Origin of the sequence: Vibrio penaeicida, from assembly GCF_030689305.1 — a bacterium.
GTDB classification, from domain to species: Bacteria; Pseudomonadota; Gammaproteobacteria; order Enterobacterales; family Vibrionaceae; genus Vibrio; species Vibrio penaeicida_B.
Window position 1 is genome coordinate 69,671 of sequence record NZ_JAUYVM010000008.1, and the last position, 23,855, is coordinate 93,525.

At 45.9% G+C, this 23,855-nt stretch carries 26 protein-coding genes; 14 read left to right on the forward strand and 12 right to left on the reverse strand.

The window, feature by feature from the left end; all coding sequences use genetic code 11:
• Positions 1–352: 352 nt before the first annotated feature.
• The 10 genes from agaR (at position 353) to Q8W40_RS14225 (ending at position 10,378) form a co-directional block, all read left to right on the forward strand.
• The gene (gene agaR / locus Q8W40_RS14180) at positions 353–1,129 is read left to right on the forward strand and encodes a transcriptional repressor AgaR (RefSeq protein ID WP_305398083.1); all 777 of its coding nucleotides are present in this window, start codon (positions 353–355) and stop codon (positions 1,127–1,129) included.
• Positions 1,130–1,137: 8 nt separating this feature from the next.
• Positions 1,138–2,445: a D-tagatose-bisphosphate aldolase, class II, non-catalytic subunit gene (locus Q8W40_RS14185; RefSeq protein WP_305398084.1), complete on the forward strand. Its 1,308-nt coding sequence runs from the start codon at positions 1,138–1,140 to the stop codon at positions 2,443–2,445.
• A complete protein-coding gene (locus Q8W40_RS14190; RefSeq protein WP_305398086.1) occupies positions 2,445–3,617 on the forward strand; it encodes an SIS domain-containing protein in 1,173 nt (390 codons plus the stop codon). Before Q8W40_RS14185 ends, Q8W40_RS14190 begins: the two co-directional genes overlap by 1 nt.
• A gap of 2 nt (positions 3,618–3,619) precedes the next feature.
• A complete protein-coding gene (agaV, locus tag Q8W40_RS14195) occupies positions 3,620–4,096 on the forward strand; it encodes a PTS N-acetylgalactosamine transporter subunit IIB (RefSeq protein WP_305398088.1) in 477 nt (158 codons plus the stop codon).
• Positions 4,097–4,127: 31 nt separating this feature from the next.
• The gene (gene agaW / locus Q8W40_RS14200; protein WP_305398090.1) at positions 4,128–4,904 is read left to right on the forward strand and encodes a PTS N-acetylgalactosamine transporter subunit IIC; all 777 of its coding nucleotides are present in this window, start codon (positions 4,128–4,130) and stop codon (positions 4,902–4,904) included.
• Positions 4,894–5,778, forward strand: coding sequence for a PTS N-acetylgalactosamine transporter subunit IID (gene agaE / locus Q8W40_RS14205; RefSeq protein WP_305398092.1), 885 nt, complete (start codon positions 4,894–4,896; stop codon positions 5,776–5,778). Before agaW ends, agaE begins: the two co-directional genes overlap by 11 nt.
• A gap of 111 nt (positions 5,779–5,889) precedes the next feature.
• On the forward strand, positions 5,890–6,330 hold the full coding sequence (agaF, locus tag Q8W40_RS14210; RefSeq protein ID WP_305398093.1) for a PTS galactosamine/N-acetylgalactosamine transporter subunit IIA: 441 nt from the start codon (positions 5,890–5,892) through the stop codon (positions 6,328–6,330).
• Entirely contained in the window at positions 6,320–7,546 is a 1,227-nt protein-coding gene (nagA, locus tag Q8W40_RS14215) for an N-acetylglucosamine-6-phosphate deacetylase (RefSeq protein WP_305398095.1), read from the forward strand. The genes agaF and nagA overlap by 11 nt, the downstream gene beginning before the upstream one ends.
• On the forward strand, positions 7,537–8,391 hold the full coding sequence (locus Q8W40_RS14220) for a tagatose bisphosphate family class II aldolase (protein WP_305398097.1): 855 nt from the start codon (positions 7,537–7,539) through the stop codon (positions 8,389–8,391). The genes nagA and Q8W40_RS14220 overlap by 10 nt, the downstream gene beginning before the upstream one ends.
• A gap of 319 nt (positions 8,392–8,710) precedes the next feature.
• Positions 8,711–10,378 (forward strand): metallophosphoesterase, encoded by a 1,668-nt coding sequence (locus tag Q8W40_RS14225; RefSeq protein WP_305398099.1) that lies wholly within the window; start codon positions 8,711–8,713, stop codon positions 10,376–10,378.
• 120 nt (positions 10,379–10,498) lie between these two features.
• On the opposite strand, the gene Q8W40_RS14230 is transcribed toward Q8W40_RS14225, so the two are convergent.
• The 4 genes from Q8W40_RS14230 to Q8W40_RS14245 are packed head-to-tail and all read right to left on the reverse strand — an operon-like array spanning position 10,499 to position 13,832.
• Positions 10,499–11,560 (reverse strand): threonine-phosphate decarboxylase, encoded by a 1,062-nt coding sequence (locus Q8W40_RS14230; protein ID WP_305398101.1) that lies wholly within the window; start codon positions 11,558–11,560, stop codon positions 10,499–10,501.
• Positions 11,557–12,549: an adenosylcobinamide-phosphate synthase CbiB gene (gene cbiB / locus Q8W40_RS14235; protein ID WP_305398104.1), complete on the reverse strand. Its 993-nt coding sequence runs from the start codon at positions 12,547–12,549 to the stop codon at positions 11,557–11,559. Before cbiB ends, Q8W40_RS14230 begins: the two co-directional genes overlap by 4 nt.
• A complete protein-coding gene (locus tag Q8W40_RS14240) occupies positions 12,549–13,088 on the reverse strand; it encodes a histidine phosphatase family protein (protein WP_305398106.1) in 540 nt (179 codons plus the stop codon). The genes cbiB and Q8W40_RS14240 overlap by 1 nt, the downstream gene beginning before the upstream one ends.
• Positions 13,089–13,148: 60 nt before the next feature.
• Positions 13,149–13,832 carry an ArsR/SmtB family transcription factor gene (locus Q8W40_RS14245; protein WP_305398108.1) on the reverse strand — a complete coding sequence of 228 codons (684 nt, stop codon included), beginning with the start codon at positions 13,830–13,832 and terminating at the stop codon, positions 13,149–13,151.
• 90 nt (positions 13,833–13,922) lie between these two features.
• Between Q8W40_RS14245 and Q8W40_RS14250 the strand changes: the two genes are divergently transcribed.
• From Q8W40_RS14250 to Q8W40_RS14260, 3 genes are all read left to right on the forward strand, one after another.
• Positions 13,923–14,270 (forward strand): NIPSNAP family protein, encoded by a 348-nt coding sequence (locus tag Q8W40_RS14250; RefSeq protein WP_305398109.1) that lies wholly within the window; start codon positions 13,923–13,925, stop codon positions 14,268–14,270.
• Entirely contained in the window at positions 14,267–14,593 is a 327-nt protein-coding gene (locus tag Q8W40_RS14255) for an antibiotic biosynthesis monooxygenase family protein (RefSeq protein WP_305398110.1), read from the forward strand. The genes Q8W40_RS14250 and Q8W40_RS14255 overlap by 4 nt, the downstream gene beginning before the upstream one ends.
• A gap of 123 nt (positions 14,594–14,716) precedes the next feature.
• Entirely contained in the window at positions 14,717–15,625 is a 909-nt protein-coding gene (locus Q8W40_RS14260; protein WP_370693390.1) for a LysR substrate-binding domain-containing protein, read from the forward strand.
• 27 nt (positions 15,626–15,652) lie between these two features.
• Here the strand turns inward: Q8W40_RS14260 and Q8W40_RS14265 are convergent, their stop codons facing one another.
• The 6 genes from Q8W40_RS14265 to Q8W40_RS14290 all read right to left on the reverse strand — a co-directional run bounded on the left by Q8W40_RS14265 (position 15,653) and on the right by Q8W40_RS14290 (position 21,031).
• The gene (locus Q8W40_RS14265) at positions 15,653–16,291 is read right to left on the reverse strand and encodes a glutathione S-transferase (protein WP_305398112.1); all 639 of its coding nucleotides are present in this window, start codon (positions 16,289–16,291) and stop codon (positions 15,653–15,655) included.
• Between the two features lie 70 nt (positions 16,292–16,361).
• Positions 16,362–17,063 carry a cupin domain-containing protein gene (locus tag Q8W40_RS14270; RefSeq protein WP_305398114.1) on the reverse strand — a complete coding sequence of 234 codons (702 nt, stop codon included), beginning with the start codon at positions 17,061–17,063 and terminating at the stop codon, positions 16,362–16,364.
• Positions 17,064–17,161: 98 nt separating this feature from the next.
• Positions 17,162–18,109, reverse strand: coding sequence for a DNA-binding transcriptional regulator DsdC (gene dsdC / locus Q8W40_RS14275; RefSeq protein WP_305398116.1), 948 nt, complete (start codon positions 18,107–18,109; stop codon positions 17,162–17,164).
• 64 nt (positions 18,110–18,173) lie between these two features.
• On the reverse strand, positions 18,174–19,544 hold the full coding sequence (locus tag Q8W40_RS14280; RefSeq protein WP_305398118.1) for a cytochrome P450: 1,371 nt from the start codon (positions 19,542–19,544) through the stop codon (positions 18,174–18,176).
• Between the two features lie 126 nt (positions 19,545–19,670).
• Positions 19,671–20,348, reverse strand: coding sequence for a hypothetical protein (locus Q8W40_RS14285; RefSeq protein WP_305398119.1), 678 nt, complete (start codon positions 20,346–20,348; stop codon positions 19,671–19,673).
• Between the two features lie 35 nt (positions 20,349–20,383).
• Positions 20,384–21,031, reverse strand: a complete 648-nt coding sequence (locus Q8W40_RS14290) for a class I SAM-dependent methyltransferase (RefSeq protein WP_305398121.1) — start codon at positions 21,029–21,031, stop codon at positions 20,384–20,386.
• 202 nt (positions 21,032–21,233) lie between these two features.
• On the opposite strand from Q8W40_RS14290, the gene Q8W40_RS14295 reads away from it, so the two are divergent.
• Positions 21,234–22,562 carry a D-serine ammonia-lyase gene (locus Q8W40_RS14295; protein ID WP_305398123.1) on the forward strand — a complete coding sequence of 443 codons (1,329 nt, stop codon included), beginning with the start codon at positions 21,234–21,236 and terminating at the stop codon, positions 22,560–22,562.
• 63 nt (positions 22,563–22,625) lie between these two features.
• Here the strand turns inward: Q8W40_RS14295 and Q8W40_RS14300 are convergent, their stop codons facing one another.
• Both Q8W40_RS14300 and Q8W40_RS14305 read right to left on the reverse strand, forming a co-directional pair.
• On the reverse strand, positions 22,626–23,084 hold the full coding sequence (locus tag Q8W40_RS14300; protein WP_305398125.1) for an RNA-binding S4 domain-containing protein: 459 nt from the start codon (positions 23,082–23,084) through the stop codon (positions 22,626–22,628).
• A gap of 59 nt (positions 23,085–23,143) precedes the next feature.
• Positions 23,144–23,839 (reverse strand): HAD family hydrolase, encoded by a 696-nt coding sequence (locus tag Q8W40_RS14305; protein WP_305398127.1) that lies wholly within the window; start codon positions 23,837–23,839, stop codon positions 23,144–23,146.
• Between the last annotated feature and the right edge of the window lie 16 nt (positions 23,840–23,855).

Consider the following 23,855-nt stretch of genomic DNA (forward strand, 5'->3'; position numbering starts at 1 on the left):
CTCCCACTTCAATTCAGTATTATTCAAACCTTTTATCTACCCCTATTACTAAAAATGTGATCTTACGCATACGTCACTTCGAAATCTTGCTATGGCTCACTCTTTCATTGCCCCTTTCAGTTCTGAAATCGCAGATCAATGGTGTGATGGTATCTATTGACTGAAACATCAAAATTAAAACGAAAGTAAAACCTTTCACTTTTCATGAACCGAAAGGGTTTTGACCCCAAAAACGAAAGACAATCACCTGTGATCGACCTTTCATTTTTGTTTCATCATGCCTGATTTAATTCACTACAGCAGACAAGAGAACATTTCAGCTGTTTATGAAATACGAAGAAAGGCATTGGTAATGACGAGCACACAAAGACGACAAAAAATCATGGAACACATTCGTTCCCACGGCTCAGGTAAGGTAGATGAGTTCGTAGATGAATTTGACGTGTCAGCAGTGACTATTCGCCATGATCTCAATTTACTGGAAAAAGAAGGCTGCGTTTTTCGATGTTACGGTGGCGCAAATTTGAATCCGAATTTTGCCTTCGACCAGCCGCTATACCGCAAAGATCAGCTCAACCGCAGCACCAAGCAAAAAATCGCTCACGCGGCAGCAGCACTGGTGCAAGATGGGGAAGCCATCATACTCGACTCCGGTTCAACCATTGGGCTAATGCCGCAATACCTCACGAATAAGCAGCATCTTGTCGTTCTCACTAACGCGCTGAATACTGCGTATCAACTCAGCAACAATGAGCAAATCGACTTACACGTGGTCGGTGGCAGTTTGCGCAGAGCGTCGTGCTCATTAACTGGGCATCACGGCGAACAACAAATTCGCTCTTACCTGTTCGATAAACTGTTCTTAGGGGTCGATGGGTTCGATCTGGGCGCAGGCATCACTACACCAGACAACCTCGAAGCTCAAATCAACCGTACCATGTGCGACGTTGCAAGACAGATCATCGCGGTGACCGACTCCAGCAAATTCGGGCGTAAAAGCTTTTGCATGATCCGAGCTGCCAGCCAAATCGACGTATTGGTCACCGACAGCAACATTCCCCATACCACTCATCAAGCGCTGCTCGATATGGGTGTCGACGTCATTCTCGCCGATCAAACGGTTAATTAGGAACTACCATGAAATCTCTACAATCGCTGATTGAACAGCATAAACAAGGACAAACCACTGGCATTTACTCTGTGTGCTCAGCCCATCCTTTGGTGTTGGAAGCCGCTATTAAACAAGCAGCCGCTGACAATCAATTGGTTTTGATAGAAGCGACCTCCAATCAAGTTAACCAGTTTGGTGGCTACACGGGCATGACACCATTGAGTTTTTCCGAACACGTTTATCAGCTAGCCGAAAAACACCGTTTCCCCGCCGAGCGTATCGTTTTAGGTGGTGATCACCTTGGTCCGAACTGTTGGCAACATTTGCCAGCACGCCAAGCCATGGAATATTCCGCGCAAATGATTCATGACTACGTGAGCGCAGGGTTTAAAAAAATTCACCTTGATTGCTCCATGTCCTGTGCTGACGACAAATCACCATTGAGTGAAGCCATCATGGCAGAACGTGCCGCACAACTTTGTGTTGTCGCGGAAAGCGCATGGAATGAAGCAGGTGGAGAGCCACCACTGTACGTGATTGGCACCGAAGTGCCCACGCCCGGTGGCGCACTGGAGTCATTGGAAGAAGAAGGGCTTGAGCTTACAACACCTGAAGAAGCACGAGCCACTCTAGATGCCCATCACCAAGCATTTTACGATGTAGGTCTTGAGCATGTTTGGTCACGCATCATTGGCTTAGTTGTCCAGCCGGGCGTGGAGTTTGATCACCATTCAATTCATCACTATCAAAGCAGCGCGGCTCAACCTTTGAGCAAGGTAGTGGAAGATCTGCCTCACCTTGTCTTTGAAGCACATTCGACCGATTACCAAAACCCACAGGCATACCATGAACTGGTTGACGATCACTTTGCGATTCTCAAAGTCGGTCCCGCGTTAACTTTTGCATTGCGCGAAGCACTCTATGGGCTTGAGCGTGCTGAACAAGAATGGTTAGGGAGCCATGAAGCTTCTCACCTGCGTGACACAGTTGAGCAAATCATGCATGAGGAACCAGACTACTGGCGTTCTCATTACTCGAGTAAAGGACATCAACAATTCCTTGATTGCAGCTACAGCTTAAGCGACCGAATTCGCTATTACTGGACACACCCTGATGTCCAAAAAGCGCAAGATGCATTATTTATCAACCTCAAGGGACGCCCATTACCTCTGACTTTACTCAGCCAGTATTTACCGAATCAGGCAAAAGCCATCCTACAAAATCAAATTCAAAACCTACCTGCTGACATTGTCATACACAAGATCATGGAAGTGACCAAGGTCTATTCCGCCGCTTGTTATTCCAATTCAGTGACGAGTAAGGAGACAATTTAATGACGACCTATTTAGGCTACGAACCCGCTTGGCTAGACCAACGAAATGGTATTCATACCGCCCAAGAGATTGAACACCAACCGCGTTTGTGGCGACGTTTGGCAAACGATTTAGAAAGCCAATCGAATTCAATTAACGCGTTTTTATCGCCTCTGTTATCGCGTTCAGATCTTCGCATCATTCTTACAGGCGCAGGCACTTCGGCATTCATTGGTGACACTGCCATGCCTTTTGTTCAATCGAAGTTGGGCTATCAAGTGGAGTCTATTCCAACCACCGATTTGGTTTCAAACCCAGAGCAATACATTAACTCAGAGCGCCCCACTTTGCTGGTTTCCTACGCTCGCTCTGGTAATAGCCCCGAAAGTGTTGCAACCGTCAAACTGATTGATCAACTCGTTCCAGAACATTTTCATCTGATTCTGACGTGTAATGAAAGTGGCGCTCTTTCTCGTTACGCAGATACCGCAACCAACGCCTATTGCATGATCATGCCTGAAGGCTCTAACGATAAAAGCTTTGCCATGACATCCAGTTTCAGCTGCATGCTGATGTCTACGCTGGTCTTATTAGGTGGTAGTGGTGCGGTTCAATCGCACACAAGCATCGCCACAATTGCTAGCTTATGCGAGAGTAAAATAGAGCAATGGCAATCAGCCATCAAATCTCTTTCTACTCTGCCGTATGAGCGTCTAATTGTGCTTGGTAGCGGCGGGTTTTCAAGGCTGGCACGAGAAGCGTCGCTAAAATCGTTGGAGCTCAGCGCGGGTGCAGTCATGACGGCATTCGACTCTTCTCTCGGGTTCCGTCACGGTCCTAAGTTCACGATTAACGATAAAGCGCTGGTTATTCAGTTTTTCTCCAGCACCAACTATACCCGCCAATACGATATTGACTTGTTCCACGAAATCCAACGCGACCAACAAGCCTTGAAGCACATAGCTCTCACTGAAAAAACGTTAGACAACGCAAATGTATTCGAGCTTGGGCAATTGGATGTGGATGAAGCATGGCTCTGCTTTCCTTACATCTTGTTCTGCCAAATATTGGCGTTTGAGAAATCACTTCAACTTGGGCTAGGACCCGACAATCCTTGTCCAACAGGCGAAGTTAACCGAGTAGTACAAGGAGTGACTATTCATCCATTTAGCAATGACATTAAAAGGAATTAATCATGCCAAATATTGTTTTAAGTCGAATTGATGAACGCCTCGTCCACGGTCAAGTGGGCGTCCAATGGGTTGGCTTCGCAGATGCCAACATTGTGGTCGTCGTTAATGACGAAGTTGCCGAAGACACTATCCAGCAAAATCTGATGGAAATGGTGCTAGCAGACGGCATCGCCATTCGGTTCTGGACGGTGCAAAAGACGCTAGAAACCATTCATAAAGCCGCTGACCGCCAACGTATTTTATTGGTTTGCCGCACTCCTAAAGACTTCCGCCAATTGGTGGAAGGCGGTGTCCCAATTACCAGTATCAATGTTGGCAACATGCACTTTGCGGAAGGGAAAAAACAAGTATCTAAAACGGTTTCGGTCGATGCCGAAGACGTCGAGGAGTTTCATAAACTCAACGCGCTTGGAGTGAGCTGCACTGTGCAAGGTGTTCCTACAGAAAGCGCAACGGATCTTTTTACGCTTATTCAGTAATAAGTATTTTAATAAATAAGGACAAACACTCATGGAAATAGGACTCTTACAGGCGTTGATGCTCGGCATCCTTGCCTTCTTTGCTGGCCTTGATTTGTTCAATGGTCTCACCCACTTCCACCGGCCTGTTGTACTCGGCCCGCTTGTTGGTTTGATTCTTGGCGATCTTCAAACCGGCATTTTGGTGGGCGGTACGCTCGAACTCATTTGGATGGGCTTAGCGCCACTCGCTGGTGCTCAACCGCCTAACGTAATCATCGGAACTATCGTGGGAACCGCGTTTGCCATATCCACCAGCGTTGAACCGAATGTTGCCGTTGGGGTCGCGGTGCCATTTGCTGTCGCAGTTCAAATGGGGATTACCTTGCTCTTTTCCGCTATGTCGGCGGTGATGTCTAAGTGTGATGCCTTTGCTCGCGATGCCGATACGAAAGGCATTGAACGCGTGAACTATTTTGCACTTGCCGTGCTCGGAACCTTCTATTTTCTTTGTGCGTTCTTACCCATTTACCTTGGTGCAGAACACGCTGGCGCCGTCGTAAGCACCCTGCCGAAAGAACTGATTGATGGTCTTGGGGTTGCAGGTGGCATCATGCCCGCCATTGGCTTCGCTGTCTTAATGAAAATCATGATGAAAAACGCTTATATCCCGTACTTCATCCTCGGTTTTGTGGCTGCAGCATGGATAGAGCTGCCTATCCTCGCGATAGCGGCTGCGGCAACAGCTATGGCTATTATCGACTTTATGCGCAAATCAGAACCCACCCCTGTTACAGCACCAACTGAGGACCTTGAAGATGGAATCTAATGTGAGTAATGAAATTGACCTTCGCACTCAAAACACCACTGTACAGCCGGCTCCTGGCGTGTCGCAAGATGAGTACGAAGATAAAGAGATCGGTGCTGAACTGACAAAAGCAGACATCAACAAAATGGCGTGGCGCTCCCTTCTTCTGCAAGCGTCGTTCAACTTTGAACGTATGCAAGCAGCAGGTTGGTTATACGGTTTACTCCCAGCACTGAAAAAGACTCATACCAACAAAGCTGACCTTTCAAAAGCGATGCAAGGGCATATGGGTTTTTTCAATACTCACCCATTCTTAGTAACTTTTGTTATGGGCATTGTGCTGGCAATGGAACGTTCCAAGCAGAATATCAACAGTATTCAAAGTACCAAGATTGCGGTTGGTGCGCCTATGGGAGGGATTGGTGATGCCATGTTCTGGCTAACGCTTCTGCCTATTTGCGGTGGTATCGGTGCCGACCTAGCCCTGCAAGGCTCCATTATGGGGGCAGTGTTCTTTATGGTTCTGTTCAACGTAGTCCACTTTGGCTTGCGATTCGGTCTGGCGCACTACGCGTATCGAATGGGGGTTGCCGCCATCCCAGTCATTAAAGCAAACACCAAAAAAGTCGGTCACGCCGCTTCCATAGTCGGGATGACCGTTATCGGTGCATTGGTCGCAACGTATGTCCGTTTATCGACTACCGCCGAAATCACCGCGGGTGATGCTGTGGTCAAACTGCAAGCCGATGTTATCGACAAGCTCATGCCAGCGTTTCTACCGCTGCTGTACACATTAGCTATGTACGCCTTGGTAAAACGAGGATGGAGCCCTCTTAAACTGATTGGTATCACGGTAACGCTTGGCGTAGTTGGTCGCTTTATGGGCTTTTTGTAAACACCGCTTTTTCACTGGTCGATGTTTTCAATAACTAATGTCCTTTATTTACTAAGGTTTTCACGAAACAAAAGAGGGGCTGAATGATCAGCCCCAAAGAAGGAATAACATATGATTGCTGTCATTTTGTCTGGTCACGGAGGGTTTGCTTCCGGTATTGCGCAAGCGATTTATCAAATCATCGGTGACCAACCACAATTTAAATCTATCGACTTTCCAGAAGAAGCCACCACACCTCAGCTAGAAGCTGAGATGCGCAAAGCCATGAAAGATATAGACTCCGGTGACGGTGTCGTTTTTCTTACCGATCTTCTCGGCGGTACCCCGTTTCGTACAGCTTCGCTGATCAGCCAAGAGCGCAGTGACATAGAAGTGATCACAGGCACAAATTTACAGATGGTAGCGGAAATGCTGCTCGATCGCGACGAGCTAGAACTCACAGAATTTCGAGACCAAGCTTTGGAATGCGCTCATCGTGGAATCACATCCCTCGCTGCAGAGATGACTCAAAAATCAGACCAACCGACAATGGCAGAAGAAGATGGGATCTAACCAAGTAAATCGCCAACCAGACCCAGAGCACATACGTAATATGTATCGTGCCAAACGGATTTTACATGGTAGCCAATGGCTAGATGATGCCGTCATCAGCATAGACGAAATTGGAAACATCAGTGCTATTGAACCGTTCGATACTTCCTGCCACGCATTGGCAGTCGATCTTGGTGAAGCCAGCCTGTTACCGGGGCTGATTGATAGTCATGTGCATGGTGCAAAAGGGTGCGACGTGATGGATGCTAAACACAGCAGCCTAAATACCATGTCTCAGTTCTTCGCATCACAAGGTGTAACAGCGTTTGTCGCGACAACAGTAACTGCACCAGTTGCGAAAATTCGCGCGGCATTAGCGCAAGTCGCACAGAGTAAAAGCCAAGGGGTAGACGGCGCAGAAATTCTCGGTGCTTACCTGGAAGGCCCCTACTTTACCGAGAAAAATAAAGGGGCACATCCCACTCAATGGTTTAGAGAGCTCTCAAAAGAAGAGATCGATGACTGGATTTCTTACAGCGACAACCAATTAATCAGCTTTGCGTTAGCGCCAGAAAAGCAGGGAGCGATTGGCGCTATCCGGTACCTGCGATCACAAGGAATAAAGGTCATGCTAGGTCATACCGATGCCAGTTTTGACCAAGTACAACAAGCCCTAGATGCTGGCGCTAATGGTATTGTTCATTGCTATAACGGCATGAGAGGGCTGCATCATCGTGATCCTGGGGTGGTTGGAGCAGGTCTTATCCACCCAGACTGCTACGTCGAGATGATCGCGGACGGCCATCATGTGCATCCTGCAGCTATCGAGGTAGCACACAAGTGCTGCTCGTCGCGCTTAACCTTGATCACCGACGCCATGTGTGCTGCTGGAATGCCAGATGGTGAATACACATTGGGAGAATACACCGTAACGATGAAAGACGGTGTGGTTAAAACCGACGCTGGTGGCTTGGCAGGCAGCACCCTAACGCTAAATAGTGCGGTGTACAACATTCAGCAGTGGCTCGACTTACCGCTCGAAAAAGCATGGCTTTTGGCGTCACTGACACCCGCAAAATCACTTGGTATTCAAGATCAACTCGGCACTCTGGACATCGGCAAACGCGCTTCCATGGTAGCTTTAAATTCGGATTTTTCAATTACTCACACTTGGGTTAACGGGTGTCTCGTATTCAAATCGGTTTCGATACCCAATCAGGAGGCTTTATGTATCTAATTTCTTCCCGTGAAATGCTTAAACGCGCACAACATGGTGGCTACGCGGTTCCTGCATTCAACATTCATAATCTCGAAACCGTACAAGTGATTGTAGAAACCGCTTCTGAAATGGGATCCCCCGTTATTTTGGCAGGTACTCCGGGCACCTATGATTACGCAGGTACCGATTACCTTGTCAGTATATGTAAAGAAGCTGCCCAGAAACACTCTATACCGTTAGTCATGCATTTAGATCACCATGAAGATCAACAAGATATCCGCAATAAGGTTGAACATGGCATTCGTTCGGTCATGATTGACGGCTCTCACTTCGTATTTGAACAGAATATCGAGATCGTGCGCTCTATCGTGCAGCTTTGCGGTCGCTATGATGCCAGTGTCGAAGCAGAACTCGGCCGATTGGGTGGGCAAGAAGATGACTTAATCGTGGACAGTGCAGATGCCTTCATGACTGACCCAGCCTCGGCGGCAGAATTTGTTCGTAGAACGGGCATTGACTCTTTGGCGGTCGCTATCGGTACCGCCCATGGATTATACAAAGCCGAACCCAAACTCGACTTTGATCGGCTGGAAAAAATTCGAGCGGAAGTCGATATTCCCTTAGTACTTCATGGTGCTTCCGGCATACCAGATGACGTTGTTAAGCGCTGTATTGATTTGGGTGTATGCAAAGTGAATGTCGCGACAGAATTGAAGATCGCATTCTCTGATGCGGTTAAACAGCACTTTGCTGACAACCCTAGTGCAAACGACCCTCGCAAATACATTACACCGGGTAAAACTGCGATGAAGCAAGTTGTAATAGAGAAAATTCGCATGTGTGGCAGCGAAGGAAAAATCTAGTGAGACCTTTACCCTATCAACCAAGAGTTCAAGTAACCATCAATTTTTATAACACCATCCCCCATTAGGTGTTTATTAAGGGGACCGAACCCTCGGTCCTCTATTTTTTCAATGTGCCTCACACCCTCCCATTCTGAGACAACACTACCATTTCCCCTACTAGAACGAAGAACAATACATAAATATCTGAGTTCATATTCTCAAAAGCATCATAGGTGCCTTGTTCTACTGTCACTTTAGTTTCATACCAGTGCAGTAACTCACTACTATGCTATGCGCACAAATCAAACTCCAAAAATTCACTATAGGAAACAAACAGATGCCTATTAGATACTGGCTCATGCTTGTCGCAGTGCTTGCCTTAACAGCGTGTAAAGACAACAAAGAAATGTTCTTCGAATATGGTTCAGAATGGCGCTATTCAGACAGCGGTATCGAACCTTCACTAGATTGGAACCAGCCAAACTATGACGACGCCAACTGGAAGAAAGGCGAAGGCATCTTTTCTTATGGCTACGACCACCCAATTGATGGCAATACTGCGCTTACCAACTACAAAACAATGAGCTTTCCTGAGGCGACACCGAGTGCCTACTATTTCCGAAAAACCATCAAGGTAAACAACCTTTTAATACTGAAAGATGTGTACCTAAAAATGCGTGTGGATGACGCTGCCGTTATTTGGGTAAATGGCGTTGAGATTGCACGATCTCCTCTATTAAAACGCAATCAAGCGCTCACCAATACCACCTCTCCGATGAAGTATTCTAAATATGCTGAGGAAGCCGAAAACACCTTTGTGCTGCCTTCCAAAGCTTTCGTTAAAGGCGAGAATATCATTGCTGTCGCGGTATATAATCAGGTCAACCATTCCACGAATGATGTCCAGTTCAATGCGTCGTTAAATAAAGAACTTAGCTACCAAGGGGAACCAGACGGTCCTTACGTTACCCAACTTTCCAATGGATCAATTCGCATTGAAGCAGTGAGCCAGTCGGGGTTAACTAGACGTACTTATGACCAAGTCCCGAGCAAAGGAATTAAGGTTGACCTACCTGGAGAGTTGGGCAGTTTTAACGTGCAGCTTAAAGAAAGCGTGACACCACCGCCTTACCAATACGATAAACCCACTCAGTTTTTTGTGACTTCCGATTTCGAAGGCAACATAGACGCTCTCGTTTACATGCTGGTTCAGGCTGGAATCATGGACGAGGAATACAATTGGACATACGGCTCTGGGCACTTGTACCACTTAGGTGACCTGTTCGACCGAGGTGAGTACGTGACTGAAAGCTTGTGGCTGTTTTATCACCTTGAAAACCAAGCGCAGCTCGCTGGTGGCGACGTACATTTCATTTTGGGTAACCACGACCTAATGAACTTTTATGGCGATTTCCGCTATGTACACCCTCGCTATTTTGAAAATGCCAGTTTGATGGGTAAAACCTTTTTAGAACTTCACAACAAAGACACCGTGCTTGGTCAGTGGCTACGTTCGAAAAACATTATGGAAATCGCGGGTGACACGCTGTTTGTTCACGCTGGGTTTAATAACGATGTTATCTCTGCCTTAAAAGACAACACGTTGCGATTAGAAGACATCAATGCCTACGGGCGTGAACACATGGATGCTGGCTACATCCGCTATGATGATCAAGGCGAGCTGATTAAAGGTGCGTATTACTTACCTTCACGGCTCTACTGGGATCGCGCCGTGCCACGAGAGCAGTTATCACAGGACCAGCTAGAACAAGGGTTGACCGAATTTGGGGCGCAAGAAGTCATCATTGGGCATACCGTTTTTGAAAAGCCTTCTTATCTATACGATTACCATGTCATTGCAGCAGATGTGGATCATCAAACCAATTACAGCGTAGCAGGAAGAGTTCAAGGCTTGGAATACATGAATGGAACCTACCACCATTTCATTGCGGATAAAGCGGCTGGTATTACGCGTAAGCCTGTGGAGCTTCTAGCACCACGCTAACACTATTCTCTTACGCTAGTTTGCTTTAGGTAAGTACCTTTTAAACAAGCACCTTTTCAGACAAGTACCTCTTTAATTCTGCCCCCTCTCCATCTGAGGGGGTATCATTTTGAGGGAGTATCATCTTGAGAGATTGCTCCAAATATCCCCGAGCGCATTTTCCAGCCTACGCCACTGTTTCTCACCGCGAGGCAGTCCAAAACGTAAAGCATCGCCTTCATCGCATAATCTAACTAGGATCCCTCTTTTCGCAAGCTGTATATGCCGCTTTTCTGCTTCTGCGCATTTCACTGTATGGAACAGTGTTTGTCCTTCAATCTCTTGGAAAAATGCGCTGAGTAATGTTCGCATTTTTTGGCCATCACTCATCAACTGCTCACGGTTGTTCTTTTGCCATTGCTGGTCAAGTAACGCTTGCTTCGCGACGTAACGAGTTGGTCCGGGAACGGTCCAAGGACCTACCCTAGACTGTACCTTTGCTAGCCAGTCGGTAGATGCAAACAAAAAACCCAGCCGCATTCCTGCCAACCCAAAAAATTTGCCAACGGAGCGAAAGACAAAAAGATTGCTTGGTATCCCCTGTGGGTAGAGCGTCAAGACAGACTGATCAGGCGTCATGTCCATAAACGCTTCATCCACCACCAAACAGCCGTGTTCGGGCAGAGTAGATAACCACGATTGAACAACGCTTGGCGCAAACTTGATCCCTTGCGGATTGTTTGGGTTAATCACGAGTAAAACGTCGCAATTGGCAATGGACTGCTCGTCTGGTTTACCATCGTAAAAGATCAGTTCTGCAAGCCCTTTAGCCACACATTGCTGCCACGCGTGCTGATGCTCCTTGTACCCCACTTTTGGCAGTAAGACTCGAAGCGGTTTAGTGCTAAACGTCGGCAAAGTTGAAACTTGGGCCAACACGCGGTGCTCGCATAGTAGAGATGGCAACAACTGAATGCCCGCTTGGCTGCCCGCGATAGGTAAAAGGTGTGGGGATTGATAATATTGCTGCGCGCCTTCAACCAACCCGTCTTCGTCCTCTGGTAAGCGGTTCCACACGTTTGTCGGTATATCGCTTACAGGGTAAGTGTATGGGCTCACGCCAGTGGATAGGTCCAGCCATTCTTCAACAGGAATGCCAAAACGAGCAGAAAATGCCAATAGTTTGCCGCCATGATGAATCATAAGTTGGCTCCTGAAAGCAGCGTGTTCCAATCCAGCATTGCAAGACCGAGCAGTATGAGCACGCCACACCACAATAAGCTGGTTCGAACGACCAGTCGACAAGCTCTTGGGATGTCTTCTGGCTTCGCGAGCTCCCCGGATCCCATGTGAATTTTATTATGCATTTTGCCATGATACATCGCAGGACCACCGATTCTGATGTTAAGTGAACCCGCGCCGGACGTCATGACTGGACCGCCATTAGGGCTAGAACAAGCTTGAGCTTGTGCCTTCCAACACTCCATAGCCTGCTTGGTGTTGCCAAGGAGCGCATAACTGACAGCAGTAGCTTTTGCAGGTAGATACCCCATAACGTCGTCCGCTTTGGCGGCGATAAACCCAAAGCTAATAAACCGATCGTTTTTGTACCCCCACATTGCATCCAGGGTGTTGGTTAGCCTGAATAAAACAGCGCCCGGAGCACCTAGTAATACAAACCAGAAAAGCGCACCAAAAACCGCATCGTTACCGTTTTCTAGCACCGATTCTATGGCGGCGGATGTGACTTGATACTCGGACATCTGCTCGGTTTCTCGGCTTACTATCCAACCAACTTTCTCTCTTGCTTCAGCAAGCTCCCCCGCCTTCAAAGGCTGATGAATCCAACTTGCATGATCAAGCAAACTCTTCTGACCGATACAGAGGTAGAGAATCGCCACCTGAAAGAAAAACCCCCATAACGAAGAAGATCCACTCACCCAAGAAGCAATCCACAAAACAACGCCAACAAAGGGGAAGATAACCAACATCCACGCCACTGATCCTTTGATTTTGCTTTTCAAAGTATCTATCGAGGCTGGAGTATTTAACTTTTCTTCAAGCCAATAAACGATGTTGCCGAAACCGACTAAGGGATGCCATTTTTTAGGCTCTCCGAACAAGGCATCCAGCACCAGTGCACTGCATATCGCTATAGCCGATATAAATACGCTGTTTACCCACCAATCCATTAAGAAGCCTTTTTCCCTGATTCCAACTTTCCGACAATAATGTCGCCATTTTTGGGTAGCGAGACCTCAGCACAGCCGATGTACATTTGTTGCCATGTACGAATCCACTCTCCATGCCCAACCACAATCACAGGTTGATCCGATTGTTGCTGACTCACAGCGTTGATAAATGCTTGAATTCTTGAGTGATAACGCTCAATAGTTTCAGGCATTTTTTTGTTTTTCCGAACGAAATCAGCCCCTAATGGTTTGCCTCCTAATTCTCCAAATTCCCTTTCTCTCAATCGTTTATCAACAACAAGGTACCCACCCAATTCATTGGCCAATATTCTGGCGGATGATAAAGAACGACCTAAATCGCTGGTGTAGATAGGAAAGGGATTATTAGACTGATATTTAAAGACTTTTCGTGCTGATTGGCGAATCTGCTGGATTCCTTTTTGGGTCAAGCGGCTGTCGCGCCACCCTTGCAAAATGCCCGCTCGATTCCATTCCGTCTCTCCATGTCGAACTAGCACTATGGACCGTGTAAATTGCATATAAGAAAAAGCCTTAAAACAAAGGGATAGAAGAATTTACAGTGTAAAATTTCGAGTATTTTATTTTGGCTGAATTTGATATTTCTGATGGAAAAGGCGCAAACCTCTCTGGGTAAATTCAATCGCTCTTGAATCCATATCACGCAAAGCCCACTGTTTTGACAATGCATCATTCAAAATCCATTGCCCGAGACGCCCTGCAAGATGGTTACGCCTTTCACTCCAATCTAAGCAGGCTTTGCACAGAGGACGTTTACTTTTCTTCAGCTCAGACTCATCAAACCCGATGCTTTGGAAGTAGTGCAAGCCTTTCTCTGTTAGCGTTGCGTCGTCTACGTTGTCGGAAACCCACCCCTTAGACACCAAATGATCAAACAGCGATACCCCTAACTCTCCTGCTAGGTGGTCGTAACATACTCGCGATCTTCGAAGCCTTTCGTTTTCAGGTCCCGTTTTAATGCCTAGCGAAGACAGTGAAACTGAAATATTAAGTAATGTCTCAAGTAGCGACGCAATATTTTGATTTTTAAGCTGAAAGTACTTGTGACGCCCTTGTTTTCGGACCGTAAGCATGTCGCCTTCCACCAGCTTCTGTAAATGGCTGCTCGCCGTTTGTGCGGTGATATCGGCTTCGAGGGCAAGCTCGGTTGCGGTAAGTGCTTTTCCACCCATCAATGCCATTAGCATTCTTGATCGAGTTTGGTCTGCGATTAGTCCCGCCACATGGGCAATGTCTGGTTCCATGAGAATAAGTCCTTTCAGTTCGATGCTCATCGAAGCATGCGTTTTCTCGGGCTCGTAGACTGTAGCAAAACTAGTAAGGAGACAACAACCATGACCATCACTTGTTTTATTGAATACCGAATCGACCCATTCAAAGTGAGCCTGTTTGAACAGTATGCTGAAAATTGGAGCAAGATTATTCCAGAATGTGGCGGCGATCTATTAGGGTATTTTGTACCTCACGAAGGTACTAACCATTGTGCCTACGGGCTCATTAGTTTCCCTTCTTTAACCGAGTATGAGGTGTACAGAAAAAGGTTAAAAGAGTCGGAATCGGGGCAATCTAATTTCTCATTTGCTAAAGACCAACGCTTTATTATTGAGGAAAAAAGAACGTTCCTTAAAGTTGTGTCGTCCACCTACAAACAAGCCCCTCGCTCTTTGGAGAGCATTGTATGATTGCCGTGATATTTGAAGTAGAACCCAAAGCGTCGGGCAAGGAAGCGTATTTCGATATCGCGGGGCAACTGAAAGAAGATCTGAATCAGATAGAAGGGTTTATTTCCGTTGAGCGGTTTCAAAGCCTAGTGACGCCCAATAAATTTTTGTCGCTTTCGTTTTGGCAGGATGAAGCCGCTGTAAAACGTTGGCGCACATTGGCAACACACCGCGTCGCGCAGGATAAAGGCAGAGCGGAGTTGTTTACCCAATACCGCCTTAGGGTCGCACATGTAGTCAGAGATTACGGGCTAGAAGAACGGGCTCAAGTGCCATTGGACTAGGGATTGTTGACCTACGCGGTTAAAATTCGTTAGAGCTTTTTCTTCCGTTTCAAAAAGAGTTGCTTGAGTATCATTGTTTGAGGTTTATTATTGAGTTACGAAATCAATAAGATCAAATCCTCTATGAACCGGTTAGCACACCTCAATGGAATTCGAGCTTTTGAAGCATCGGCTCGCCACCTTAGCTTCTCGCAAGCGGCACTTGAACTAAACGTAACGCCTGCTGCTATTGGGCAGCAGGTAAAGCTACTTGAAGAGTGGCTGGGCGTACCGTTATTTGTTCGTTCCAATTCAGGTCAATCTCGACTCCAATTGACCGAAGAAGCAAAGCTGGCGTACCCAGAAATTCAGCAAGGGTTTAGCAGTATCTTAAGTGGATTGGGCAAGTTGAACAGTAGCGTGTTTGATAACAGTTTGCGTGTTGCTGTCAGCCCTTCAATTGCCTCTAAATGGCTGTTACCAAGAATATCGGACTTCCAAACCCAGCACCCCGATTACGACCTAAGAGTGGAAACACACATAAAACCTGTCGACTACACCCGTGAAGGGATAGATGTTGGGATACGTTATGGACGCGGTCAATGGGAAGGGCTTCAAAGCCAAAAACTCATGGATGAGGAAATCTTCCCAGTTTGTTCACCTGAATTTTCGGATAAGCATGGTCTTACAGAGAGACACGCTATTAAATGGGAAAATTTACCGCTTTTGCATGATCTTTCCGTGCCTAGCGGTCAAGGTTACCCGTGTTGGGAAGAGTGGTTTAAAAAAGTGAATACGCCAATGAGCAGTCCCACTAAGGGGTTAAAAATAAACAGCTTCTCGGAAGTGATCGAAGCTGCTATTCGCGGTCAGGGGATCGCATTAGGTAGAGAAGCTTTAGTTGCCCAAGACTTAAAAAGTGGCAAACTCATTCGCCCTTTCGGCACGGCGAGCTATTGCTCTTCCTACAGTTACTTCATCGTTTCACCACTCAAACAATGCAATAAGAACAAATCCAAAGACTTTCACCAGTGGTTGAGCACCCAGATTTAAAAGCTGGCGCAATGCCAGCTTGCTGTCTTATCCCGCTAAACTTGGTCGTTTAGCCATTTTTTCTCGCCATGCCAACAAGTTATTGCAATCAGCAGGGATTGCTACTTGTGCAAAATCAGCAAACGCCAAACCATAAAACAAGGTAATATCCGCCATGGAAAACTCCTTACCTGCCACATATGGGGTATGTAAAAGAACGCTGTCAAAATAACGCATGCCTTCGATCGCGACTTCTCTTTGCCTCTCCCCCCACTCTGGACATGGATTGATTTCCAGCTCGGGACCAAGACCATCTGTTCCGTGATGAAACCAGTTACCGACAGCATCAATAACCATCGATTCCGCACGACGCTGCATCATATGAATTTTCCCACGCTCTAGCGCACTGACTCCGGTAAGGTTTACTCCCTCAAAATAACTGTCGATGTACTCCGTAATTGCGGTAGATTCAGACAAAAATTCACCTTCCGCGGTTTGCATTACGGGCACGGTTCCCAATGGGTTCTTAGCGTAGAAACTTTTGGTTCTATGCTCTTTTTTCATGACGTCCACTTCGACAAATTTCACATTCGACAGCGCCTGTTTTTCAGCCAATGCTGCTCGAATTCGCGCCGGATTTGGAAAACCTGTTGTTTCGTAAACGGTAATTGTATTTTCTCTAGACATAATGATCCCTCACAGATCGATGTGATAGTTATTGGTTGTGTTACGTTAATGAGATAGGAATGAGCGCGTATTAACGCCTGACAAACCCTTTGCCAATTTTTCGGTATAGGGTTACGCCATTATCTGAGCGCAGAATTAAGTGGCTGTGTGGTTTGAATCTCACCCAAGAGTGTGCGGTATAGGTTTCGTCATTGATTTGAAGATCGCCGTCCAATACAAAATATTCTGCGACCTCACCAACAACGTCTTCGACGAGTCGACTACCCGCTGGTAAGCGGATTAACTGGGTGTCTTCATACTCCGATTTCCACAGTTGCAGTGAAGCAATACCATTCCCATTGATCTGCCAATCTGCGGTATTGGTATCCAAAATGAACGACTCATGATTTTCTGAATCTGGCATTTGTGCCAGCTTTACAAAGATCTCACATCCCTCTTTCGAATGTGGTCGATGGGTTGAGCTTACGGGGTTTCGAACGTAAACACCTTTTGGATAGTCGCCGTTTTCATCAGAAAAAACGCCACTTAAGGTAATAAATTCCTCTCCACCTGCATGAGCGTGTGATTCAAAATAGCTTTCTGGCTGATACCGAACAACAGAAGTCGCTCTGCGAACCACTTCTCCCCCAAGTCTTTCAAACATAATTCGCTCGACACCAACCATAGGCGTTGCAGCATACTTTTGTTCTTCTGCCGCTACACGGACGGTTTCGTCAAATTCCACATTAAATTCTAAATGAGGTTGAGCAGCGGTTTCGGGTCTATTTTTCATCTTTCTGCCTTCCGTTAATTTATGTTTTCAATATAAGGAATGAGCGCAAAAGTGACGAACCATTAATTCTTCACAGCCAGTATAGATTTTCTTTATCGCTATTTATTCTCTTCTGCGTGTTTGCGAAGCCACGCTAAAAATTGAACCACTTTCTTAGGGACATTTTCACGAACATTGACCGCATAGTATTGTTGTTTGCACACCACACCACCATCGCCAAAAGGCGCTATCAAGGCTCCATTCGTGAGGAGGTCATTAACCAAGTGTTTCCTGCCCATCGCGACACCGGAATGATTCACTGCCGCCAACAAGGCAAGATCAGAGCGATCAAAAGACATACCCGAATATTTACCGTTTTTCAGATTAATACCGGTGGCATTCGCCCATTCATCCCACTCGCTTCTACCCGAATCAGTATCCCACGCTTGATCGTCATGGAGCAGAGTGACTTGATCCAAGAGTTGAGGCTTTTCGAGCAAATCGTATTGCTCGGCGTATTGAGGTGAACATACAGGAAAAACGGATTCAGACAGAATCTCTGTGCATTGTAGAGACGTGTTTTTCTTATCATCAAAATAGATGGCGACATCAATGCCATACCCTTGAAGCTGGATATTTTCGTTCCCAGTGAGAAGCTTTAGTTCTATTAATGGAAATTGTTGTTTGAAGTCTGCTAGCTTCGGAACAAGCCAACACTGAGCGAAAGAGGGGCGCGAATATACGGTTAGCGTACCCGATACATCACCGTTTTTTATGTCTAAGACATCTTGATTTAAGGCGAATAAAGTTTTGCGCACTGACTGGTACATGCGCTCACCTTCATCTGTTAGAGAGACTTTTCGGCTGGCTCGATGAAACAGTGCAATGCCGAGCTCGTCTTCGAGTTTAGACATTTTATGCGAAACGGCACTAGGCGTAATGGAGAGTTCTTCGGCTGCTAAAGAGAAAGAGCAATGCCTCGCCGCGGCTTCAAAAGTATGCAGCTTAGACAACTGCATACTACTCAGGGTTTGTTGTTTTGAGAATCGATCCTGCTTGGTGTACACGTCTCTCTCCATGAATCTGTATTTACTGAATCATGAAGCTAGCACAAGTCGACTCTCGATGGGATTATCGCTTGTGAATTTGCACCTTAAACCCTACCGGAGACATAGTGAACGCGAATTGCTCTACAACATCCTCCTGACTTTGCTGTGGCTCAACACGAAACGAACTAAACAAAGCATGAAAGGCCAGTTTAATCTCCATCATCGCAAGTGAGCGCCCTGGGCAAAGTCTGGCTCCAGCACCAAACGGCTGTAAGTTTGAAAACGAAGCGCCACCTTGTTCTAGCCAGCGATTTGGATCATATGTCTTTGGATCGGCAAACAACTCCGGATCGAAACCATTAGCATGAAGCATAACAAAAACAGGGGTTCCCTTTTTTACTTCAATATCGCCGATATGGGTATCTTCAATAGGTTCTAAATAAAGTTGGGGGGCGACAGGTTTTAAACGCATGGCTTCATACATAATGGCGGTAGTGTAAGGGACGCGTGGCAACGGCCAGGGCAGAATATGTTCACTGCCTAAGCTTTGCAGCTCTTGGCTCAGTTCTGCCTCTGAAGATTGGTCTCCACTGACTAAGTAGGACATCCATGCAAGCGTGTTTGCGGTGGTATCCTCACCAGCCAATAATAGCGTGAGCGCGTTCGCGAGAATATCGTTGTCCGTGAGTGTGGGATCTCGATTTTGCTCGATCAGCATAATCTGGAGCATGTTTTCAGGCATGTCGTTAAGTGCGGGTTCTTGCGTCAGTTTTCGCCTTTGCTTTTCAATACACCCCGTCACGAACTGCTTTACTTTTTCTAAGCTTGCGTCAAATTGTTTGTCTTTCTTTGTTTTAAAGAATCGCCACATTGGTATCGGTGACTTACAGCGCTGATTCACAATAGGGAAAACGTCACCTAAGGCATCGGCTAAAGGCGTTTCTATTTGTTCTATGGAGTTAAAATCTTCACCAAACGCGAGCAGCGAAGTAACGTCGACCGTGTACTTTTTAAACTCATCAACCAACTCTACTGCTTCTCCAGTTTCCGCCAGAGACTCAAAACGTTTTTTAAGCCGTTCTGTTACTACCGCAAGTTGCGGATAAAAGTGCTTCAGATGGCTAGGTTGAAACATGGGTTCCGTCAGTTTTCTTTGGTGCCGCCAGCGTTCGTCCTCTGCGGAAAAAATACCGTTCAAGCCAACTTCATCAAATACATTTTCAATGCTTTTAAGTCGACGAAACTCATCCGGTCGGGATTTAAGTACTTGCTTCACCTGAGACGGGTCCGCCAGCACCAATACGTTTTTTAGCCCTAGCCGAAGGCGGAACTGAACTCCGTATTCTTCTATCCAACCCAGCATTTGCTGATGGATATTGGGTTTCTTCAAGTAACCAACATGACCGAGAATTCCAGCGGTGGGTGGCATGGGAAGTTGCTCTATTTGCTTCATCCGTTTTTCCTGAAATAGTAATTTATTGGATTGCTAACAAATTAAAAGGCTAACAAAGTGTTAAGAGAGACAGGGTAAGCAGATGTAAGCAAAATTTCTTGGAAAATTTAAGCAAACTTGGACAACTTAGACAAAAAAGAACACGATAACTAAGTTATAAAAAACCAAGCCAATGAATAGAGCAGCGAAGGATTTCCACGCTGATGCATTATTCACCTCTCCTACCCAGCGATGGAAGGCAATAACAGACACATACATTCCATATATGGCAAAGATGGAAATCCAAAATTTCGTATTTTCAATGCCACCTGAAATATTTGGTTTAAGCTTACTCACATCCTCAATTAGGGTTAAAAGTGAGAGGCAAAGCATCATTAACCCATATGCGTAAAACGTCAGGATCATGGTTGAACGTAGGTTGAGTTTGCGCCTTTCTAACGCACAAAGAATGAGATAATGGGTAAAAGCGATAATGGCGATGTAGGCTGCAAACCCCACTACGATGAATTCTTGCTCAATAAACCCGATGGATCGTTCACCCTTTAGTAAATGGGGCGGAATAACAAAAACAAGCACGATAGATTCAATGAAATAGATTAGCGCGCGTTTGATGCCTGTTCTCGATTCGTCAATATGATCGACAAAGGTGTGAGGATGGCGAAACATTTTATACGTCGCCGAAAATATCACGAGGTACTTAGTAAAAAAGACACTAAGAAGATCCAGAAACTCCCTTCTATTTTCACCATTTCCCATAATGTGCCTGCTCGGTTTTGCTTCACCCTCCTTTTGTTTAACATTCATCGGAGTACGCACCAAGCCCCTCAGAAAACAAATGCTTATGATTTCATATTTGCGACATCTTCAGCGGGTGGTTTTCGGGCAACCATAAACATTGAGTCACCTCCGGGCTGCCATTCGTATTCAATGTCAAAACCCGCTTTAAGCAGTTTTTCGGTTAAGCTGTCTTTCGTCATTCGGTTCACAAAAGGGGCTAGATTGAGTGTTTGCATTAACGGAATAAGCAAGCGCCATGCAATGTTAAGTTGCCCGATGAGCGCCGTACTGGAAACGAAAATACCATTAGGTTTTAGCAAGTCGAATACTTGTGCCAGCACGGTGTCGACATCATCCATTAAGTGAAGTACATTCAGCCCGAGTACCGCATCGAAGCTTTGCTTCGTCAAATTAAGTTGGTCAAACGTCCCCTCTTTAAATTCTATATTGCTGACGTCCTCTTGTTCCGCTTTGGATTTTGCAATCTCCAACATGTTCGAGGAAATATCGATGGCAACAATGCTGCTTACATAAGGGGAATGGCTGATTGCTGTTGTACCCGTGCCACAACCAAACTCAAGAATGTTCCAGTCTTGTTCAAAGTAACTTTGCGTTACTTCCAGCTTCTTTTGATATACCGCTTCGTCTCTAACTGGCCTTTTGGCATACTTGGGTGCGCTTTTATTCCAAAAATCTTTGGCTTCTTTCACTTGTATTCCCCTTATCAAAGTGGCGATAGCGAACGTTTACTCTATTCGAATTCAAGATGCCTTAGTTGAACTGGATTCACACATACGTGATTATTCATCATTTGTTCTTTGTACAAGACAGAGATTTAATACCCCCTCAAACTCAAGTTCAAAGTAAGCTCAAACAAGCACCGATCTCTTAGCACACGGAGTACAAAAAGGAATGACTATCCCTAACTTATCCAAACTAATTCAACAGTTCCCGTTGCTTAAAAAACTTATCTCGCTCGAAGAAGTTTGCTGGTTTAACCCCAACGCCACCAACTTAGAAACGGGGTTGCCTTATGTGGGCTTAGGGATAAACGATATTCAGCAAGCGAGTTACCGATTAAAAAGGTTTGCCCCATACATTAGTGAGGTGTTCCCTGAAACGAAAATCAACCAAGGCATAATTGAATCGGAATTGGTCAAGATTCCACACATGCATAAAAAATTAGAGCAGCTCTACGACACAAAAGTAGCGGGGAGATTAATGCTGAAAAAAGACAGTCATCTTCCCATTTCAGGATCCATCAAAGCACGAGGTGGAATTTATGAAGTACTGGCTCATGCTGAAAAGTTGGCGATAGAAGCAGGGCTGCTCAAGGAAAGTGATGATTACCGCATCATCAACTCCGACACATTCCGAGCGTTCTTCAGCCAATACAAAATAGCGGTGGGCTCAACAGGAAACCTCGGTCTGTCGATAGGTATTATGAGTGCCAAGCTTGGATTTTCAGTGTCAGTCCATATGTCAGCAGACGCGCGCCAATGGAAAAAAGACAAGCTCCGACACCATGGTGTCAATGTAGCGGAATACCAACAAGATTACGGGGTAGCCGTCGAACAAGGGCGTAAGGAAGCTGAAAAGGATCCACACTGCTTTTTTATCGATGATGAAAATTCACAAACTCTTTTTCTAGGGTATTCCGTTGCTGGGGAAAGGCTAAAACAGCAGTTAGAAAATCAAAACATCACCGTAGACGAAAATCATCCGCTGTTTGTGTATTTACCATGTGGAGTGGGTGGCGGACCTGGCGGCGTCGCGTTTGGCTTAAAAATGGCACTCGGCGACCATGTGCACTGCATTTTTGCCGAACCGACCCACTCTCCTTGTATGTTGCTTGGCGTACACACGGGATTGCACGACCAAATATGCGTGCAAGATTTGGGCATTGATAACGTGACCGCGGCCGATGGCTTGGCGGTTGGCAGAGCTTCTGGCTTTGTTGGGAGAGCCATGGAACGGTTGCTAGACGGGTACTACACCCTATCAGACGAACATATGTATCGCTTACTGCGAGAACTGTCGTTAACGGAAGATATCCAACTAGAACCGTCAGCTTTGGCTGGCATGGCGGGTCCATTTCATGTTTGCACACACCAAGATTACTTAGACAAGTTCGGCATCGATAACACCAAATTGGACAACGCCACTCACATAGTCTGGGCAACTGGCGGCGGTATGGTGCCAAAGGAAGAAATGGCCAGGTATACAAATCACGTACGATAAAATTGAATTATTCAGCAATGATACGTGAAATAAAAATCGAGCCCGAAAGCTCGATTTTTTAACTTAAAACTTTATTGAACCACGCCCCGTTTGCTCATCACGAGGGGATGGGCTTGGTTTCTTTTCGGGTTGTTCTTTCTTAGCCTTTTTGCTGGTCGCGCTGTTTTTATTGCTAGAGCCTGACTTTTTATTACCTGAAGCTGGCTTTTTATTCTTAGGAGGACTCGCCTTACGACGTTCTTGCTTAGTAGGTTTCGCTTCTTTGGGTTCTGGTTCTGATACTGGCGCATCGCAAATGATAACGTAATATTCCTGATTGAATTCAATCAAGTCGCCATCGTAAAGCTTTCGACGCTTTCGAGTTTCTAGCTCACCATTAACGGCTACATAACCTTCTGAAATGGCGTATTTCGCTTCACCGCCACCACTCACCACATTAGCAATTTTTAATACTTTGTAGAGCTCTATTGGCTGAGATGCGACCTCAACCCCTAGCGCTTCTACTTCAATCTCTTCACTCATTAACGAATCTCACTAGAAAGGACGCGACATTGTAACGATTTTTTCCGAGCATGTAGACATTAATGGCAACCAGAGCATTTATGCTCCAACAGTTTCAAAATGTCTTCTGCCTTGCTCCACAAGTGGCAGGGGTTTTCTGCAGTAAGCTCTTGCTTCGAACCGTAGCCCCACAACACGCCAGCACTCTTCAATCCATTTTTATGCGCAGCGGTCAAATCCACAGCTCGGTCTCCAACCATCAAAGAACGTGCTGTAATAACCCCTTTCTTTTTTAAAGATTCCAATTGTTGCCACTTCTCGATACCAACGTCGCCACCATCAACGAATGCAAAGAGATCTCGAAGGCCATGCATTTCTAGAATTTGACTGGCGTAATCTGCTCGTTTAGATGTGCAAAGACCAAGTGTAAATTGTTGGGATTGATGGAGAGTTTTCAGCGTTTGGGCAATGCCAGTGTAAAGGGTGTTTTCTTTGTATCCGATTTCTGAATAACGTTCGCGGTATTTGTCGACGAGAGATTGTATGAGTTTGGGGTCGTTTTGCTTGGTGATGTCGTAAAAAGTGAGGTCTAACGGGGGGCCGATGTAATTGAGTAAGTGCTGCTCTGAGTAACTGGGGAAGTTGTGTGCTTGCAGCGAATAATTTATGGACCGTATGAAGCCTTGCCGGGGTTCGATTAGTGTGCCGTCCAAATCAAAAATTATGGTTTGATAATCCAATATTCCCTCCTTGCTGTCCGAATTTTTAGTGTTCATGGTACTGCTTTTGATA

Bases quoted from the DNA above. Each gene is read 5' to 3' on its own strand.
- Q8W40_RS14185 (WP_305398084.1), top strand. From the start codon at position 1,138: ATGAAATCTCTACAATCGCTGATTGAACAGCATAAACAAGGACAAACC.
- Q8W40_RS14260 (WP_370693390.1), top strand. From the start codon at position 14,717: ATGAACCGGTTAGCACACCTCAATGGAATTCGAGCTTTTGAAGCATCG.
- agaR (WP_305398083.1), top strand. From the start codon at position 353: ATGACGAGCACACAAAGACGACAAAAAATCATGGAACACATTCGTTCC.
- Q8W40_RS14270 (WP_305398114.1), bottom strand. From the start codon at position 17,063: ATGAAAAATAGACCCGAAACCGCTGCTCAACCTCATTTAGAATTTAAT.
- Q8W40_RS14300 (WP_305398125.1), bottom strand. From the start codon at position 23,084: ATGAGTGAAGAGATTGAAGTAGAAGCGCTAGGGGTTGAGGTCGCATCT.
- agaF (WP_305398093.1), top strand. From the start codon at position 5,890: ATGATTGCTGTCATTTTGTCTGGTCACGGAGGGTTTGCTTCCGGTATT.
- Q8W40_RS14305 (WP_305398127.1), bottom strand. From the start codon at position 23,839: ATGAACACTAAAAATTCGGACAGCAAGGAGGGAATATTGGATTATCAA.
- nagA (WP_305398095.1), top strand. From the start codon at position 6,320: ATGGGATCTAACCAAGTAAATCGCCAACCAGACCCAGAGCACATACGT.
- Q8W40_RS14220 (WP_305398097.1), top strand. From the start codon at position 7,537: ATGTATCTAATTTCTTCCCGTGAAATGCTTAAACGCGCACAACATGGT.
- Q8W40_RS14250 (WP_305398109.1), top strand. From the start codon at position 13,923: ATGACCATCACTTGTTTTATTGAATACCGAATCGACCCATTCAAAGTG.
- agaV (WP_305398088.1), top strand. From the start codon at position 3,620: ATGCCAAATATTGTTTTAAGTCGAATTGATGAACGCCTCGTCCACGGT.
- Q8W40_RS14280 (WP_305398118.1), bottom strand. From the start codon at position 19,544: ATGAAGCAAATAGAGCAACTTCCCATGCCACCCACCGCTGGAATTCTC.
- Q8W40_RS14225 (WP_305398099.1), top strand. From the start codon at position 8,711: ATGCCTATTAGATACTGGCTCATGCTTGTCGCAGTGCTTGCCTTAACA.
- Q8W40_RS14255 (WP_305398110.1), top strand. From the start codon at position 14,267: ATGATTGCCGTGATATTTGAAGTAGAACCCAAAGCGTCGGGCAAGGAA.
- Q8W40_RS14265 (WP_305398112.1), bottom strand. From the start codon at position 16,291: ATGTCTAGAGAAAATACAATTACCGTTTACGAAACAACAGGTTTTCCA.
- Q8W40_RS14295 (WP_305398123.1), top strand. From the start codon at position 21,234: ATGACTATCCCTAACTTATCCAAACTAATTCAACAGTTCCCGTTGCTT.
- Q8W40_RS14240 (WP_305398106.1), bottom strand. From the start codon at position 13,088: ATGCAATTTACACGGTCCATAGTGCTAGTTCGACATGGAGAGACGGAA.
- agaE (WP_305398092.1), top strand. From the start codon at position 4,894: ATGGAATCTAATGTGAGTAATGAAATTGACCTTCGCACTCAAAACACC.
- Q8W40_RS14245 (WP_305398108.1), bottom strand. From the start codon at position 13,832: ATGGAACCAGACATTGCCCATGTGGCGGGACTAATCGCAGACCAAACT.
- Q8W40_RS14190 (WP_305398086.1), top strand. From the start codon at position 2,445: ATGACGACCTATTTAGGCTACGAACCCGCTTGGCTAGACCAACGAAAT.
- Q8W40_RS14285 (WP_305398119.1), bottom strand. From the start codon at position 20,348: ATGAATGTTAAACAAAAGGAGGGTGAAGCAAAACCGAGCAGGCACATT.
- cbiB (WP_305398104.1), bottom strand. From the start codon at position 12,549: ATGGATTGGTGGGTAAACAGCGTATTTATATCGGCTATAGCGATATGC.
- Q8W40_RS14230 (WP_305398101.1), bottom strand. From the start codon at position 11,560: ATGATTCATCATGGCGGCAAACTATTGGCATTTTCTGCTCGTTTTGGC.
- agaW (WP_305398090.1), top strand. From the start codon at position 4,128: ATGGAAATAGGACTCTTACAGGCGTTGATGCTCGGCATCCTTGCCTTC.